Consider the following 15,172-nt stretch of genomic DNA (forward strand, 5'->3'; position numbering starts at 1 on the left):
CGATGGGATCGATCGAGCTGAAATCCGTCGAGAAATGGTTCGGCGATGTGCAGGTCATCAAGGGCGTGGACCTGTCCATCGGCGATGGCGAGTTCGTCATCTTCGTCGGCCCCTCGGGCTGCGGGAAATCCACGCTTCTGCGCATGATCGCGGGGCTGGAGGAAACCAGCCGCGGCCAGATCATGATCGACGGGCGCGACGCCACGGCCGAGCCGCCCAGCAAGCGGGGCCTTGCCATGGTGTTCCAGTCCTACGCGCTTTACCCCCATATGTCGGTGGCCGAGAACATGGGCTTCTCGCTGAAAACCGCCGGCGCCCCGAAAGAGGAACAACAGGCCAAGGTGGCCGAGGCCGCCCGCGTCCTGCGGCTGGAACCCTATCTTGAACGACGCCCCAAGGACCTTTCGGGCGGGCAACGACAGCGCGTCGCCATCGGGCGGTCCATCGTGCGCGACCCCACGGCCTTCCTGTTCGACGAGCCGCTGTCGAACCTCGACGCCGCGCTGCGCGTCGAGATGCGCTACGAGATCGCCAAGCTGCACGAGCATCTCGACTCGACCATGATCTACGTGACCCACGACCAGGTCGAAGCGATGACGCTGGCCGACCGCATCGTGGTGCTGGATTTCGGCACCATCGCGCAGGTGGGCACGCCGAAGGAGCTTTATGAAAACCCCGGCAACCTCTTCGTGGCCGAGTTCATCGGCAGCCCCAAGATGAACATCCTGCCCTGTTCCGTCTCGGGCGGGGAGTACCACCTCGAAGACGGGCGCAGCGGTGCTGCGCCGGGCAAGGATGGCGCGGTCAAGCTGGGCATCCGGCCCGAGGCGATCGAGATCGTGGCCCCCGGCACGGGTGATCTGGACGGGCGGATCGACCTGGTGGAATACTTGGGCGCCGATACGTTCCTGATCGTGGATTGCGGCGGGGCAGGCAAGCTGACCGTCCGCGTGGATGGCGAGGCCGAGCATCGCAATGGCGAACAGGTCGGCCTGAGCTTCGCCTCCGGCAAGCTGCATTTCTTCGACCCCGAGGGGCAGGCCATTCGCTAAGGGCTTGGGCGCGGGGCGAAAACCGGTCTAGCCTGCGGTCAGTTGCAGATTGACCGGAGTGCCTCATGCCCATCCGCCCCGTTCGTGCCGCCACGGCGCTTGCCCTCGCGCTATGCGCCGCGTCCCCATTATCGGCGCAGGCGGGCGACCCGGCCGCGCTCGCCGCCCTGATCGTGGACGTGGCCGATAACGAGACGCTCCATCGCGAGATGACCGTCACGCTGGAAGGCTGCGCACTGCGGATCGAGACCTTCACGCCGTCGCCCGTCTGGATCGACGCGCCTGATGGGCAGCGCTACGAGGTCCCCGCCGGGCGGGACGAGATGCGCTTCGACCTGTCGCTGTTGGCGCCGGTCGTCGAGTCGATGATCGTGACGCAAGATGACAGCGTCCCCGCCTTCAGCATTGCCGAATTTCCGGTGGATGCCGCGCATCTGCACGAGTTGCAGGCCGCAGCCAACACCATCCTCGACACGATGGAAGAGGAATTCGCCCGCGGCCTGCCGCAGGAGGGTTTGAACAGCGCCCTCCGCGCGTTGTTCCAGCGGGTGCAGGCAGGCGCATACGGCCCCTTGGCGGCACGGGTCAATTTCCTGCGCGAGGATGTCTTTCCACGCATGGATGGCAGCGGTGAGGCGGATGTGGGTCTTTCGATCTATATCGACGAGACGCTCTACCTCAACGTCCTGCCCGGGCGGGCCGAGGAGCTTGCACAGGCCATCGCGGCCTACCGGGCCGCAGTCTGCCCCGACTGACCGTTCCGTGTTGCATTCGTATGCAAATTGCGGAATCCTGCGCCCGACACATCCGGGGGAGGATCAGCGATGGCGGAGTATCTCAAGCGCGGCAAGCCCGAGGCCGAACGGGCCGAGGATGACGCGAAAACGCGAACGGTGGTCGAAGGCATCCTGTCGGATATCGAGACGCGCGGCGATGCCGCCGTGCGCGAGCTGTCCACGAAATTCGACGGCTACACGCCCGAGGCGTTCCGCCTGACCCGGTCCGAGATCGAGGCGGCGATGAGCCAGGTCTCGACCCGCGAGATGGAGGATATCCGCTTCGCGCAGGACCAGATCCGCCGCTTCGCCGAGGCGCAGAAGGACTCGATGCGCGATATCGAGGTCGAGACCCTACCCGGCGTGATCTTGGGCCATCGCAACATCCCGGTGAACTCGGTCGGCTGCTACGTGCCGGGCGGCAAGTTCCCCATGGTCGCCTCGGCGCATATGTCGGTGCTGACCGCCAAGGTCGCGGGCGTGGGGCGGATCGTGGCCAGCGCGCCGCCGGTGGGGGGCAAACCGCATCCGGCCATCGTGGCCGCGATGCACGAGGGCGGCGCGGACGAGATCCTGTGCCTTGGCGGCGTGCAGGCCGTGGGCGCCATGGCGCTGGGAACCGAGAGCATCGCGCCGGTCGACATGCTGGTGGGACCCGGCAACGCCTTCGTGGCCGAGGCCAAGCGGCAGCTTTTCGGGCGCGTGGGGATCGACCTGTTCGCCGGGCCGACCGAGACCATGGTCATTGCCGATGACACGGTGGACGCGGAACTGGTGGCGACCGACCTGCTGGGCCAGGCCGAGCATGGTTACAACTCCCCCGCCTGCCTGATCACGAATTCACGCACACTCGCGGAGGCCACGCTGGCCGAGGTGGACCGTCTGCTGGGAATTTTGCCCACGGCAGAGACCGCCTCGGCCAGCTGGCAGGATTACGGCGACGTGATCCTGTGCGAGGGGCACGACGAGATGCTGCGCGTGGCCGATGAGATGGCCTATGAGCATGTGCAGGTGATGACCGACCGCGATGACTGGTACCTGGAGAAGATGACCAATTACGGGGCGCTGTTCCTTGGGCCGCGCACCAACGTGGCCAATGGCGACAAGGTGATCGGCACGAACCACACCCTGCCGACCAAGCGCGCCGGGCGCTACACGGGCGGTCTCTGGGTGGGCAAGTTCCTCAAGACGCATTCCTACCAGAAGGTGCTGACCGACGAGGCGGCGACCCTGGTGGGCGAATATGGCTCGCGGCTGTGCATGCTGGAAGGGTTCGTTGGCCATGCCGAGCAATGCAACATCCGGGTGCGCCGCTACGGGGGGCGGAACGTGCCCTATGGCGAGGGCGCGCCTTATCGCGACGCGGCGGAATGAGATCGGGGGTGGGCGGGCCCGCCCGCCCACCCCTTTTGGGGGCTGCGCCCCCTTGCCCCCGCTTTGCATATTTTTCGGGATAAAGATGGGGTGGTGGGTTTTCTTCGTTTCCACAGCTTGTGCAGAGATTTATCCACAGAACTGATGCAGAGACACCGGAACAATCCACAGGAGCCGAGATGACCCTTCCCCGCACCCCGAGCTTTCGATTGGACGGCCGCCGCGCCCTTGTGGCCGGTGGATCGCGCGGGATCGGGCTGGGCTGCGCGATGGCGCTGGCCGAAGCGGGGGCGCATGTGATCGTGGCCGCGCGCGGGGAAGCGGAGCTGGATCGAGCGGTGGCAGAGATGCTGGCCGCGGGCCTGTCGGCCGAGGCGCTGGTCCTCGACGTGACCGACCGGGGCGCGGTTGTGGCCGCGATGGATGGGATCGGGCCGTTGGATGTGCTGGTCAACTCGGCCGGACTGGCGCGGCACACACCGGCGCTTGAGACGGAAGAGGGCGACTATGACGCGGTGATGGCGGTCAACGTGAAGGCCGCCTATCACCTTGCGCAGGAGGGCGCGCGGCGCATGGGGGACGCGGGCGGCGTGATCATCCAGATCTCCAGCCAGATGGGCCATGTCGGCGGCATCGACCGGGCGGTCTATTGCGCCTCGAAGCACGCGGTGGAGGGGATGACCAAGGCGATGGCGATCGAATGGGGCGCGCGGGGCATCCGGGTGAACACGGTCTGCCCGACCTTCATCCGCACGCCCCTGACCGAAGCCACCTTTGCCGATCCCGAGAAACGTGCCTGGATCGAAAGCAAGATCAAGCTGGGCCGCGTGGGGCGGGTCGAGGATGTCATGGGCGCGGTGCTGTTCCTCGCCTCGGATGCCGCGGCGATGGTGACAGGCACCTCGATCCTGGTCGACGGGGGCTGGACGGCGGGCTAGCCCGCCGTGCGCGTCACTCGGCGGCGGTCGCGGTCTCTTTCACCGGCGTTTTCGGCACGTCGCAATTGGCGTCGATGAAATCGAGCACCAGCGGCCGGATGTTGTTGCGCCAGCTCTTGCCCGCGAAGATGCCGTAATGGCCCGCGTTCGGTTCGAGGTAATTGGCCTTCTTCTCGGGCGGCAAGCCGGTGCACAGGTTCAGCGCGGCGACGCATTGGCCGGGGGCCGAGATGTCATCCTTGCCGCCCTCGACGGTCTTGACCGCGACGGTGGTGATCTTGCCGATATCGACCTGCTTGCCGTCCACCACGAACTTGTTCTGCGCGATTTCGAGCCCCTTGAAGATCCGCTCGACCGTCGAGAGGTAGAACTCGGCCGTCATGTCCATCACGGCGAGGTATTCGTCGTAGAACTTGTTGTGCTTGTCGTGATCGCCCGCCTCGCCCTTGGCGACGCGCATGATCTGGTCGGTGAAGGCCTTGGCGTGCTTCTCGGCATTCATCGCCATGAAACTGGTCAGCTGTTGCAGCCCCGGATAGACCAGCCGCCCCGCGCCGCGATACTTGAAGCCGACGCGCTGGATCACGTGACGCTCCAACTGGCCCATGGTGACGCGGTTGCCGAAATCGGTGACGTCGGTCGCCGCCGCGTCGGGGTCGATCGGGCCGCCGATCAGGGTCAGGGTGCGTGGCTGCGCGTCGGGGTCTTCCTCGGCCAGGTAGGCGGTCGCGGCCAGCGCCAGGGGCGCGGGCTGGCAGACGGCGATCACGTGGGTATCTGGCCCCATCTCTTTCAGGAAATCGACGAGGTAGAGCGTGTAATCCTCGACATCGAACTTGCCCTCGCTGACGGGGATGTCGCGGGCATTGTGCCAGTCGGTGATGTAGACGTCGCAATCGGGCAGCAGGCTGAGCACGGTCGAGCGCAGCAGCGTCGCGTAATGGCCCGACATCGGCGCCACCAGCAGAACCTTGCGGCCCGTCGGCTCGCGGCCATGCACCTTGAATCGGATCAGGTCGCCGAAGGGGCGGGGCAGGACCGTCTCGACCGAGATGATGTGATCGCGCCCATCATCGCCGGGGATCGAGTAGATGCCCCAGTCGGGTTTCGCGACCATCCGCGCGAAGCTGCGCTCGGTCACTTCGCCCCAGGCGGCGGTCAGGTTGATGAAGGGATTCGCCGCCAGCCCAAGCTGCGGGTAGGAGCACATCGCACGCGCGGTCGAGCCCAACCACTGGTTGGTTACGCGCATGGATTCCATGAAATCATAGGTGAGAAGGTAACGCATCACTGTCTCCTGCCGCGGGGCCACGTCGCCGGACAAAGGCCACAGGGGCAATATTTCATGCCCCACCCGGTTGAATTCGGTGCTTTGCCCCCTCACCAAGGCATCGCCATACTTGGAAATGCCGCATAAAAGGGATGAAATCAAGGTGGGACAAAGCGACTTGGGAGGAGCCGCGATGGGAGAGAACCTGGATCGCATCAGCGAGAACCTGCAAAAGATCGAGACGCTCTCCAAGCGTCTCGTCGCGGCATTGGCCGAGAAATCGCCGGGCGATGTCGGCCTCGAAGGGCCGGGGCAGGACCTCTACCTGAAGGCGAGCACGGCCTATTGGTCGGACATGATGACCAATCCCACCAAGCTGATCGAGACGCAGGTGGAATACTGGGGCAAGACCATGGCCCAGTTCATCGAAATGCAGAATGCCATGGCGCAGGGCCAGTTCACCCTGCCCGAGAATGGCGAGGCACCCAGGGACAAGCGGTTCGCCAACCCGCTGTGGCGCACGCATCCCTATTTCGCCTTCGTCCGCCAACAATACGAGCTGGGCGCCAAGGCCATCGAGGACGCACTGGCCGATCTCGACGGGTTGGAGCCGCGCGACAAGCAGCGGGTGGAGTTCTTTGCCCGTCAGGTGATCGACCTGTTTTCGCCCACCAACTACCTCGCCACCAACCCCGATGCGCTGGAACGCGCGGTCGAGACCGAGGGCGCAAGCCTGGTGCAGGGGTTGGAAAACCTCGTGCGGGACATCGAGGCGCGACGCGGCGACCTGCTGCCGACGCTGGCCGACCCCGACGCGTTCAAGGTGGGCGAGAACCTTGGCGTCTCGGAAGGATCAGTGGTGTTCCGCAACCGGATGATGGAGGTGATCCAATACGCCCCCAAGACCGAGACGGTGCATCGCACGCCGCTGGTGATCTTTCCGCCCTGGATCAACAAGTTCTACATCCTTGATCTCAAGCCGCAGAACAGCCTGATCAAGTGGATCGTCGAGCAGGGCTTTACCCTCTTCGTGGTCAGCTGGAAAAACCCCGATGAAACCTACGCCGATGCCGGGCTCGATACCTATATCGAGGAGGGCTATCTCGAAGCGATCCGCGTCGCCAAGGAGATCACCGGCGAGTCGCAGGTGAACGCGGTGGGCTATTGCGTGGCGGGCACCACGCTGGCCCTGACGCTTTCGCTTCTGAAAAAGCGGGGCGACAAGTCGATCAAGTCGGCCACCTTCTTCACCACGCTCGTGGATTTCTCCGAGCAGGGGGAATTCACCGTCTTCCTGCAGGACGATTTTGTCGATGCGATCGAGCGGCAGGTCGATGCCGCCGGCTATCTGGACAGCTACTACATGTCCAAGACCTTCTCGTTCCTGCGCGCGCAGGACCTTGTCTATCAGCCTGCCATCCGCAGCTACATGATGGGAGAGTCGCCCCCGGCCTTCGACCTGCTGTTCTGGAACGGTGACTCGACCAACCTGCCGGGCAAGATGACGGTGCAATACCTGCGCGGCCTGTGCCAGGCGAACGCGCTGACCCATGACGGGTTCGACCTGCTGGGCGAGACGCTCAGCGTCAAGGACGTCACCGTGCCCGTCTGTGCCGTGGCTTGCGAGACCGACCATATCGCCGCCTGGAAGGACAGCTATCGCGGGTTCCAGCAACTGGGGTCGAAGAACAAGACCTTCATCCTGTCGGAGTCGGGGCATATCGCCGGTATCATCAACCCGCCCTCCAAGAAGAAATACGGCCATTACACGAATGACGATCCAAGCCTCTCGCCCGAGGAGTGGCAATCCACCGGCGACTACCACGAAGGCTCGTGGTGGCCGCGTTGGGGCAAGTGGCTGGCGAGTCGCTCCGGCAAGCAGGTCGAGGCCCGCGTGCCGGGAGAGGGCGGCTACAAAGTGCTGGCCCCGGCCCCCGGAACCTATGTTCTTGAAAAGGTAAACGGCTGAATTCCCTAAGGGAAGTTTCGCACACGCTCCGGTAATGCTGCACTGCAGAATAATCTTGACTTTCTGCAGTGCAGCATCCATATTTTGTGCAGATGCAGCAAAGCCCGCTCACCCGGCGGAACAAGGAGCAAGCAGATGGCTAACACCGATTTCACGAAATACATGACCGAAATGATGAACGCGTTTCCGATGGACATGACGGCCTACACGGACGCTTTCAAAAGCTCGGCCGCGATGAGCGAGAAGATGTCGAAAGTCGTTCTCGACGCCGCCGAAAAGTCGACCGAGATCTCCTCGAAGTGGACGAAAGACACCATCGCCAAGATGGGTGACGTCGCCGCCGTCAAGGAAGAGCCGACCGACTACACCAAAGCCATGACCGATTTCGCATCGGCCCAGGCCGAGATGACCGCCGAATCCATGGCCGCCTTCGCCGAGATCGCGAAGAAGGTGCAGATGGAAACCGTCGAGCTGATGATGGCCGCCGGCAAGGAAGCTTCCGAAGAAGCCACCGCCGCCGTCAAGAAAGCCACCGCCGAGGTGACCACCGCTGCCAAGAAGGCATCGGCGAAGTAATTGCGCGGCGCCACCCGGCGCCAGCAAGCCTGATTTCGCGCCCGGCGTCCTCCCCGCCGCCGCGAAACACAAGAAGGGCGGGCCGGTTCGGTCCGCCCTTTCCTCTATAAGATCACGTGAAATGGTTGATTGCTTTTCCCTAAGATAGGCTTAGGCTGACCGATGCTGCATCGCAGGAAGGGAGAAGAGCATGGCCGAGCCGACCGAGCCGCTGCTGATCAAGCGTTACGCCAGCCGGCGTCTCTACAACACCGAGACCTCGGACTATGTCACCTTGGAGGATATCGCGGGTTTCATCCGCGCGGGCCGCGAGGTCAAGATCGTCGACCTGAAATCCGGTGATGACCTGACCCGCCAGTATCTTCTTCAAATCATTGCCGAACATGAAAGTCGCGGCGAAAGCGTCCTGCCCATTGCCGTGCTGACCGACCTTGTGCGCAGCTACACCACGCAGGCGCAATCGGTCGTGCCCGATTTCCTCGCCATGAGTTTCGACATGCTGAAAGAGGGGCAGTCGAAGATGGTCGAGAACATGACCGCGATGAACCCGATGGCGAACATGCCCGGCTTCGAGGCAATGCGCGCGCAGCAAGAGGCCTTCATGAAGGCGATGATGGGCGGCATGGGCAACAGCTGGTCCGGCCCGTCCGGCGATGACAGCGCCGAGACTGCGGAAGCCGGCAGCGGCGGCCAAAGCTCGGACGAGGAACTGGCCGACATCAAGAAGCAGCTTGCCGACCTGCAATCGAAACTCAGCAAGATGTAGCGATCGCCGGATCCGCCATGCAAAAGGGCGCCGCGCGGCGCCCTTTCTCGTGTGATGGGGGAGGGCTCAGGCGACTTCGGCGAAGACCTGTTTCAGAGAGGCGTCCAGCTTTTCGAACATCTCGTCCATCTGCGCGTCGGTCAGGATGAAGGGCGGGCAAAGCACCACCGACTGCCCCAGCGGGCGGCAGATCAGCCCGTGATCGGTGCAGGCATTGGCGATCCGCTCGCTGACCGACAGCGACCCGTCGAAGGGCACCTTGCCCTCGCGGTCCTTCACCGCCTCCAGCGCCCACATGTAGCCGATGCCGCGCAACTCCCCGATATTGGGGTGCTTGGCGATCTCGGCCAGGCCCGCCTCCATCCGGCCCGCGCCCGCGCGCACCATGTCCAGCAGCCCTTCTTCGAGGACCACGTCGATCGCTTTCAGCGCCACGGCGCAGCCGACCGGGTGGCCCGAGGCGGTGAAGCCGTGCGGGAACTCCTCGATCGCGTCGATGGCCGCCTGCAGCTTGTCGGTCATCTCGGGGCCGAGGATCACCGCGCCCATCGGGAAATACCCCGCCGTCAGCGCCTTGGACGAGATGATGGCGTCGGGGACGAACCCGTAGGTCTCGCAGCCCCAGACCTCGCCCGTCCGGCCAAAGCCGCAGATCACCTCGTCCGAGATCAGCGGGATGCCGTGCTTTTTCAGGATCGGCTGGATCGCCTGGAAATAGCCCGCCGACGGCGGGATGACCCCGCCTGCGCCCATGACCGGTTCGGCGAAGAAGCCCGCGATCGTGTCGGCGCCTTCGCGCGCGATCACCTCTTCCAACTCCGCCGCCAACCGCGCGGTGAACTGTTCCTCCGTTTCGCCCTCCGCGCCGAAGCGCCAGTAATGCGGGCAGGTCAGGTGGATGAACCCGTCCAGCGGCAGGCCGAACACCTCGTTATAGGGCTTGCCCGTCATCGAGGCCGAGATCGCCGTGACCCCGTGATAGGCGTTCCAGCGCGTCAGGATCTTGCGCGCCTGCGGCCGGCCCGTGGCGCGGTTCAGGAACCACAGCATCTTGACCATGGTGTCGTTCGCCTCGGAGCCCGAGTTGGTGTAGAACACCTTGCCCCGCTCGAAGGGGGACACCTCGATCAGGCGTTCCGACAGGGCGACGGTCTGGTCCGACATCCGCCCGAAAAACGCGTGATAGCCCGGAAAGCGGTCGTATTGCGCCTTGGCGGCCTCGGCCAAACCCTTGTGATCGAAGCCCGCGACCATGTTCCAAAGGCCCGAGTTGCTGTCGAGATAACGGGTGCCGTTGGTGTCGACGATATAGGGCCCCTCGCCATGGGTGACGACGACGGTGCCGCGTTCGCGGACCGAGGGCAGATCGGTAAAGCCATAGAGCGAGTATTCCTCGGCCCGGGCTTCCCAGGAATTGGGGGCATGGTCTTTCATGGCGTCCTCATGGATATCGCGCGACGATTGCGGGCACGCTATCCACGGCCCGTCAGACTGTCCATCACCCATGACGATCTGCCGATGCGTTTGGCAGAAACGCGACGGGAAGAGTTTTCACGAAAACTCTTCCCACCCGAAAAATCTTCGAGAAGATTTTTCGGCTCAGGTGCCGTAGGCGCGCGCCTCGCCCATCACGTCCTCGGCAGCGGCCAGGAGCGCACCCGCCACGAAATCCAGTTCGGGCTTTGTCAGCCGGGCGGGCAGGCGCACGTCGCAGGCGCGCATCAGCATCGCGCGGGTCTGCGGCAGGTCGGGCATGTCGCCGGGGATGAACTGCCAGTTCCAATAGGCGCGGGCATTGTCGGTCGACAGGCCGAAAACCTGCACCTTCACGCCGCGCGCTTCGGCGGCCGCGGCAAAGGCCTTGGCCTGGTCGTCGGTCTCGACGCCCACGAGGTTGAACTGGATCGAGTCGGGCGCGCGCTCTTCCGGGCCAAGCGGGTCGGGCACGTTCAGCCAGGGCGAGGCGTTCAGCAGCCCCGCCACATAGTCGTGGTTCGCGCGGCCATCGCGGACGCGGCGGGCCAGCTCGGGGATCTGCGGGCGGATCACGGCGGCGCTGAGGTTCTGCAACCGCATGTTGTAGAGCGGCAGCTTGTTCTGCCAGCGGGCAAAGGCCATCGCCAGTTCCGGGTCGTTCTGCCCCTCGGGGCCCTTGTGCTTTTTCCAGTTGTGCTCGTAGGCGCCCGACAGGATCACGGCGCGCGCGATCACGTCGGCGTCGTTCGAGATCAGGATGCCGCCTTCGCCCGCGTTCAGCATCTTGTAGGACTGGAACGAGAAACATCCGACCGCGCCGATCGTGCCGATCTTCTTGCCGTGCCACGTGGTGCCCAGCGAATGGGCCGCGTCCTCGATCACGGGGATGCCGGCCGCGTCGCACAGCGCCATGATCGCGTCCATGTCCGAGGTATGGCCGCGCATGTGGCTGATGATGACGGCGCTGATGCTGTCATCGAGCTTGGCTTTGAAATCCTCGATGTCGATGCGGTAATTCTCGCCCACCTCGACCAGCACGGGCTGCATCCGCGCATGCACGATGGCCGAGGGGACCGCCGCGAAGGTGAAGGCGGGGATCAGCACGCGCGCGCCCGGTTCCAGCCCCAACGCCTCTAGCGAGATGAAGATCGCGGCGGAACACGACGACACGGCCAGCGCGTATTTCACGCCCATCAGGTCGGCGAATTCGCGTTCCAGCAGGGCCACGGGCGCATCCGCAGGCGCGGTGTAGCGGAACAGGTCGCCCGATTGCATCAGCCGGTCGATCTCGGCCCGGGCCGCCTCGGGGATCGGTTCGGCATCATAGACATTGGGGGCGAGGCCGGTCTGCGTGGGCGCCATGGTTTCACCTTTTCGAAATGTCCCTTTTCGAAATTCTTATACTCCCAAACGCGCGAAAAGGGCCAGTGAAAGAAAGATGACGCTGCCAGCAGGTCAGATGCCCAGGCGGTCGCGCAGCGAGAACCACGTCATCGCCAGCGTCAGGATCGGCGCACGCAGCGCCGTGCCACCCGGAAAACGCGGGATCGGCAGGGCCTCGAAGGCGGTGAGGTCGTCCTCCTGCCCCATCACGGCCTCGGCCATGATCCGCCCCGCCATACCCGAAAGTGCCACGCCATGCCCCGAGAACCCGGCCGCCGACAGCATCCGGGGGCTGAGGCGGGCAAGGTAGGGCAGGCGCGGCACCGTGATCCCCAGCGAGCCGCCCCAGACATGGGTGACCTCGACGCCCTTCAGTTGCGGGAACAGCCGCGTCATGCGGGCCACCAATGCCGTCGAAATGTCCGAGGGGAAGCCGATGGAATAGCTCTCGCGCCCGCCAAAGAGGAACCGTCGATCCTCGGAGAAACGATAGTAATTCACGACGAAGCGGGAATCGGCCACGGCGATATCCTCGGCCAGCACGTCGCGCCAGGTGTCGGGCAGCGGCTCGGTCGCGGCGATGAAGGAGTTGATCGGCATCACCCGCGCATTCACCTGCGGCAGGATGTTCGGCAAATAGCCATTGCCCGCGATGATGGCGTGATCGGCGGTGACGCGGCCCCCGGCGGTGGTCAGCACCACCTGCGCGCCGTCCTCGATCCCCGTGACTTCGCTTTGCTCGTAGATCACCGCGCCCGCCGCCTCGGCCTCGCGCGCCAGGGCGCGCGCATAGGCCAGCGGGTTCAGGTGCCCGCCGCTGTGGTCGAGAATGCCGCCCTGGTAGAGGGGGGATTTGACCAGCGCGCCGAACGTGTCCGCGTCCATCACCTCGGCGGTCTGGCCGGTCCTGGCGGCGATATGATCGGCCTCGGCGCGGGCCTCGTCCAACTCGGCGGAGCTGTAGACACCGTGGGCGATGCCGGGTCGAAAGGCGGCCTCGGGGGCATGGGCGGCGCAGAAATCGCGCAGCTGGTCCTTCGCCCCTTCGGACAGGTCCCACAGCGCGCGGGCGCGCGTGTCGCCCAGTTTCGACTCTAGCCAATCCAGCGGCTTGTTGTATCCCGAATGGACCTGCCCGCCATTCCGCCCCGAGGCGCCGAAGCCCACGCGATGCGCATCCAGCACCACCACTTGCCGCCCGGCGCGGGCCAGCACCAGCGCGGCCCACAGCCCGGTGAACCCGGCCCCCAGGATCGCCACATCCGCCCTGACCTCGCCCAGCAGGGCGGGGCGCGTCGGCGGCGCGGGCAGGGCCGAGGCATACCAGGACGGCGCATGGCTGCCGGGGCGGTCGTTGCGGTAAAGCGCGCTCATGACGGGCGTCACACGTTCAGGAGCAGATGCTCCCGCTCCCACGGGCTGATCACTTGCAGGAACTCGTTGTATTCGAGGTCTTTGACAGCGGCATAGACGTCGCAGAACTCGGTGCCGAGCACCTCGCGAATGGCCGTGTCCTCGCGCAGCAGGTCGAGCGCCGCGCCAAGGCCGCGCGGGATATTGTCGTCGCCGGTATAGGCATCGCCCACCCATGGCTCACCCGGCGCGATGGCGTTCACCAGCCCCAGGTAGCCACAGGCGAGCGAGGCCGCGATCCCGAGATAGGGGTTGCAATCCATCCCCGGCAGGCGGTTTTCCACGCGACGCCCTGCGGCATCCGAGATCGGCACGCGCAGCCCCGTGGTGCGGTTGTCGCGCGCCCATTCGAGGTTGATGGGCGCGGCGAAATCCGGGACGTAGCGGCGGTAGCTGTTCACGTAAGGCGCCAGCAGCGCGATGACCGAGGGCAGGTGCCGCTGCATCCCGCCGATGAAATGACCGAAGGCCGGGGTCTCGTCCCCCTCGGCATCGGAAAAGATGTTCTGCCCGGTTTCCATGTCGACCACCGAGTGGTGGATATGCATGGCGCTGCCCGGCTCGCCCTCGATCGGCTTGGCCATGAAGGTCGCGTAGCAGTCATGCTTCAGCGCGGCCTCGCGGATCATGCGCTTGAAATAGAACATCTCGTCGGCCAGCCGCACCGGGTCGCCATGGCGCAGGTTCAACTCCACCTGGCCCGCGCCGCCCTCTTGCAGGATGCCGTCGATTTCCAGGCCCATCGCCTCGGCGAAATCGTAGATGTCGTCGATGACGGGGCCGTATTCATCGACCGCCGACATGGAATAGGCCTGCCGCGCGGCGGCGCGCCGCCCCGACCGGCCCATCGGCGGTTCGATCGCGCGGGCGGGGTCGGTGTTGGGCGCGACGAGGTAGAATTCCATCTCGGGCGCGACGATGGGGGTCCAGCCGCGCGCGTTGTAAAGCGCCACCACCCGTTTGAGGACGTTGCGCGGGGCGAAGGGCACCGGCTGGCCCTGCTGATCGTCGATGTCGTGGATCACCTGCAGCGTCCAGTCGGCGGTCCAGGGCGCGGGCAGGGCGGTGGTGAAATCCGGGGTCAGGACCATGTCCGGCTCGGTAAAGCCCACGTCCAGCGGGTTGTCGGCCCAATCGCCGGTGATCGTCTGGAAGAAGATCGAGTTGGGCAGGTAGAAATGTGTCTGCTGGGCGAATTTGCCGCCCGGCATCGCCTTGCCCCGCGCGACCCCGGCGAGGTCGGCGACGATGCACTCCACTTCGTCGATGCTGCGCCCTTCGAGATAGACTTGCGCCACCTCGGGCAGGCGTTCGACAAGATTGCTCATCGCGCTCATGCGCTGACCTTTCGCGTGAAATTGCCGGGCAGGACGGTGGCGTCCGCCCCTTCCAGCACATCGGCCAGCCAATCGGCGACGGGCGGGTTGTCGGTGGGCCGCGACAGCCCCTCGCGCGCGGCGTCGACCAGCGGGTCGGGCACGGTGGCCGAGCGGTGCTCGATCAGGCCCTGCACGACGGAGGCGCCGAATTCGGGATGGGGTTGCACCGTCAGGATGCGCGGGCCGAAGGCCAGCACCGCGTTGGCGCAGAAATCGTTATGGCCCAGAACGGTCGTCCCCTCGGGCAGGGCGACCACCTGGTCCTGGTGCCACGCGTTGAGGTAAAGCGTCCGGTCGCCCACCTGGTAGCTGCGCCGCCCGACGGACCAGCCGCCGGCGAATTTCTCGACCGTGCCGCCAAGCGCCTGCGCGATGATCTGGTGGCCGAAACAGATGCCCACCAGAGGCGCGCCCGCATCGCGGATGGCGCGGATCAGCTCCTCCAGCGGGGGGATCCACGGGTGATCTTCGTAGGCGCCATGCTTGGAGCCCGTGATCAGCCAGCCCTCCGCCGCCGCGGCGCCGTCGGGAAACTCCATGTCCACGACGTTATAGACGTCATAGGTGAACTCGCGCCCTTCGAAGAGGCGGGCGAACATGTCGGCATATTCGCCGTCCGTGGCCTTGATCTCATCCGGGACATGGCCGGTTTGCAGGATGCCGATACGCATGGGGGTAATCCGTCAAAAGGGTATGGCGCGAAGCTATGCCTGCCCGCGATCCGGCACAAGTGGGCGCGCATCGGGGTTTGCCATGCGCCGCCGTTCCATGTTGTGCTGCAGCTGCGAAACCTCGGGAGG

13 protein-coding genes are annotated in these 15,172 nt (G+C 65.2%); 7 read left to right on the plus strand and 6 right to left on the minus strand.

What is annotated here, in order from left to right:
• The first annotated feature begins 2 nt into the window (after nt 1-2).
• From KUV65_RS13290 to KUV65_RS13305, 4 genes are all read left to right on the plus strand, one after another.
• Nucleotides 3-1,052, plus strand: coding sequence for an ABC transporter ATP-binding protein (locus KUV65_RS13290; protein WP_222191164.1), 1,050 nt, complete (start codon nt 3-5; stop codon nt 1,050-1,052).
• A 65-nt stretch (nt 1,053-1,117) separates the two neighbouring features.
• Nucleotides 1,118-1,807: a hypothetical protein gene (locus tag KUV65_RS13295; protein WP_222191165.1), complete on the plus strand. Its 690-nt coding sequence runs from the start codon at nt 1,118-1,120 to the stop codon at nt 1,805-1,807.
• Between the two features lie 69 nt (nt 1,808-1,876).
• Nucleotides 1,877-3,202: a histidinol dehydrogenase gene (gene hisD / locus KUV65_RS13300; protein WP_222191166.1), complete on the plus strand. Its 1,326-nt coding sequence runs from the start codon at nt 1,877-1,879 to the stop codon at nt 3,200-3,202.
• A 179-nt stretch (nt 3,203-3,381) separates the two neighbouring features.
• Entirely contained in the window at nt 3,382-4,140 is a 759-nt protein-coding gene (locus KUV65_RS13305; protein WP_222191167.1) for an SDR family NAD(P)-dependent oxidoreductase, read from the plus strand.
• 13 nt (nt 4,141-4,153) lie between these two features.
• Here KUV65_RS13305 and phaZ read toward each other — a convergent pair whose 3' ends face one another.
• A complete protein-coding gene (gene phaZ, locus KUV65_RS13310) occupies nt 4,154-5,428 on the minus strand; it encodes a polyhydroxyalkanoate depolymerase (RefSeq protein ID WP_222191168.1) in 1,275 nt (424 codons plus the stop codon).
• A 175-nt stretch (nt 5,429-5,603) separates the two neighbouring features.
• Here phaZ and phaC point away from each other — a divergent pair, with 175 nt between their 5' ends.
• The 3 genes from phaC (at nt 5,604) to phaR (ending at nt 8,721) form a co-directional block, all read left to right on the plus strand.
• A complete protein-coding gene (gene phaC / locus KUV65_RS13315) occupies nt 5,604-7,379 on the plus strand; it encodes a class I poly(R)-hydroxyalkanoic acid synthase (protein WP_222191169.1) in 1,776 nt (591 codons plus the stop codon).
• A 135-nt stretch (nt 7,380-7,514) separates the two neighbouring features.
• The gene (locus KUV65_RS13320) at nt 7,515-7,955 is read left to right on the plus strand and encodes a phasin family protein (protein WP_222191170.1); all 441 of its coding nucleotides are present in this window, start codon (nt 7,515-7,517) and stop codon (nt 7,953-7,955) included.
• A 190-nt stretch (nt 7,956-8,145) separates the two neighbouring features.
• Nucleotides 8,146-8,721: a polyhydroxyalkanoate synthesis repressor PhaR gene (phaR, locus tag KUV65_RS13325; RefSeq protein WP_222191171.1), complete on the plus strand. Its 576-nt coding sequence runs from the start codon at nt 8,146-8,148 to the stop codon at nt 8,719-8,721.
• 66 nt (nt 8,722-8,787) lie between these two features.
• Here phaR and KUV65_RS13330 read toward each other — a convergent pair whose 3' ends face one another.
• The 5 genes from KUV65_RS13330 to KUV65_RS13350 form a co-directional block, all read right to left on the minus strand.
• The gene (locus KUV65_RS13330) at nt 8,788-10,155 is read right to left on the minus strand and encodes an aminotransferase (protein WP_222191172.1); all 1,368 of its coding nucleotides are present in this window, start codon (nt 10,153-10,155) and stop codon (nt 8,788-8,790) included.
• A 165-nt stretch (nt 10,156-10,320) separates the two neighbouring features.
• A complete protein-coding gene (locus tag KUV65_RS13335; RefSeq protein WP_222191173.1) occupies nt 10,321-11,559 on the minus strand; it encodes a DegT/DnrJ/EryC1/StrS family aminotransferase in 1,239 nt (412 codons plus the stop codon).
• 93 nt (nt 11,560-11,652) lie between these two features.
• Nucleotides 11,653-12,954 (minus strand): NAD(P)/FAD-dependent oxidoreductase, encoded by a 1,302-nt coding sequence (locus KUV65_RS13340; RefSeq protein ID WP_222191174.1) that lies wholly within the window; start codon nt 12,952-12,954, stop codon nt 11,653-11,655.
• A gap of 8 nt (nt 12,955-12,962) precedes the next feature.
• Nucleotides 12,963-14,330: a glutamine synthetase family protein gene (locus KUV65_RS13345; protein WP_222191175.1), complete on the minus strand. Its 1,368-nt coding sequence runs from the start codon at nt 14,328-14,330 to the stop codon at nt 12,963-12,965.
• Complete coding sequence (locus KUV65_RS13350) at nt 14,327-15,043, minus strand: type 1 glutamine amidotransferase (protein ID WP_222191176.1); 717 nt, start codon at nt 15,041-15,043, stop codon at nt 14,327-14,329. The genes KUV65_RS13345 and KUV65_RS13350 overlap by 4 nt, the downstream gene beginning before the upstream one ends.
• Between the last annotated feature and the right edge of the window lie 129 nt (nt 15,044-15,172).

The organism is Maritalea mobilis, assembly GCF_019800885.1.
In the GTDB taxonomy this organism is placed as follows: domain Bacteria; phylum Pseudomonadota; class Alphaproteobacteria; order Rhodobacterales; family Rhodobacteraceae; genus Roseibacterium; species Roseibacterium beibuensis.

What these genes read in the sequence shown, in the direction of transcription:
- KUV65_RS13345 (WP_222191175.1), bottom strand. Translation starts at nt 14,330, where the DNA reads ATGAGCGCGATGAGCAATCTTGTCGAACGCCTGCCCGAGGTGGCGCAA.
- phaC (WP_222191169.1), top strand. Translation starts at nt 5,604, where the DNA reads ATGGGAGAGAACCTGGATCGCATCAGCGAGAACCTGCAAAAGATCGAG.
- KUV65_RS13290 (WP_222191164.1), top strand. Translation starts at nt 3, where the DNA reads ATGGGATCGATCGAGCTGAAATCCGTCGAGAAATGGTTCGGCGATGTG.
- KUV65_RS13350 (WP_222191176.1), bottom strand. Translation starts at nt 15,043, where the DNA reads ATGCGTATCGGCATCCTGCAAACCGGCCATGTCCCGGATGAGATCAAG.
- KUV65_RS13320 (WP_222191170.1), top strand. Translation starts at nt 7,515, where the DNA reads ATGGCTAACACCGATTTCACGAAATACATGACCGAAATGATGAACGCG.
- KUV65_RS13305 (WP_222191167.1), top strand. Translation starts at nt 3,382, where the DNA reads ATGACCCTTCCCCGCACCCCGAGCTTTCGATTGGACGGCCGCCGCGCC.
- KUV65_RS13330 (WP_222191172.1), bottom strand. Translation starts at nt 10,155, where the DNA reads ATGAAAGACCATGCCCCCAATTCCTGGGAAGCCCGGGCCGAGGAATAC.
- phaZ (WP_222191168.1), bottom strand. Translation starts at nt 5,428, where the DNA reads ATGCGTTACCTTCTCACCTATGATTTCATGGAATCCATGCGCGTAACC.
- KUV65_RS13295 (WP_222191165.1), top strand. Translation starts at nt 1,118, where the DNA reads ATGCCCATCCGCCCCGTTCGTGCCGCCACGGCGCTTGCCCTCGCGCTA.
- KUV65_RS13335 (WP_222191173.1), bottom strand. Translation starts at nt 11,559, where the DNA reads ATGGCGCCCACGCAGACCGGCCTCGCCCCCAATGTCTATGATGCCGAA.
- KUV65_RS13340 (WP_222191174.1), bottom strand. Translation starts at nt 12,954, where the DNA reads ATGAGCGCGCTTTACCGCAACGACCGCCCCGGCAGCCATGCGCCGTCC.
- phaR (WP_222191171.1), top strand. Translation starts at nt 8,146, where the DNA reads ATGGCCGAGCCGACCGAGCCGCTGCTGATCAAGCGTTACGCCAGCCGG.
- hisD (WP_222191166.1), top strand. Translation starts at nt 1,877, where the DNA reads ATGGCGGAGTATCTCAAGCGCGGCAAGCCCGAGGCCGAACGGGCCGAG.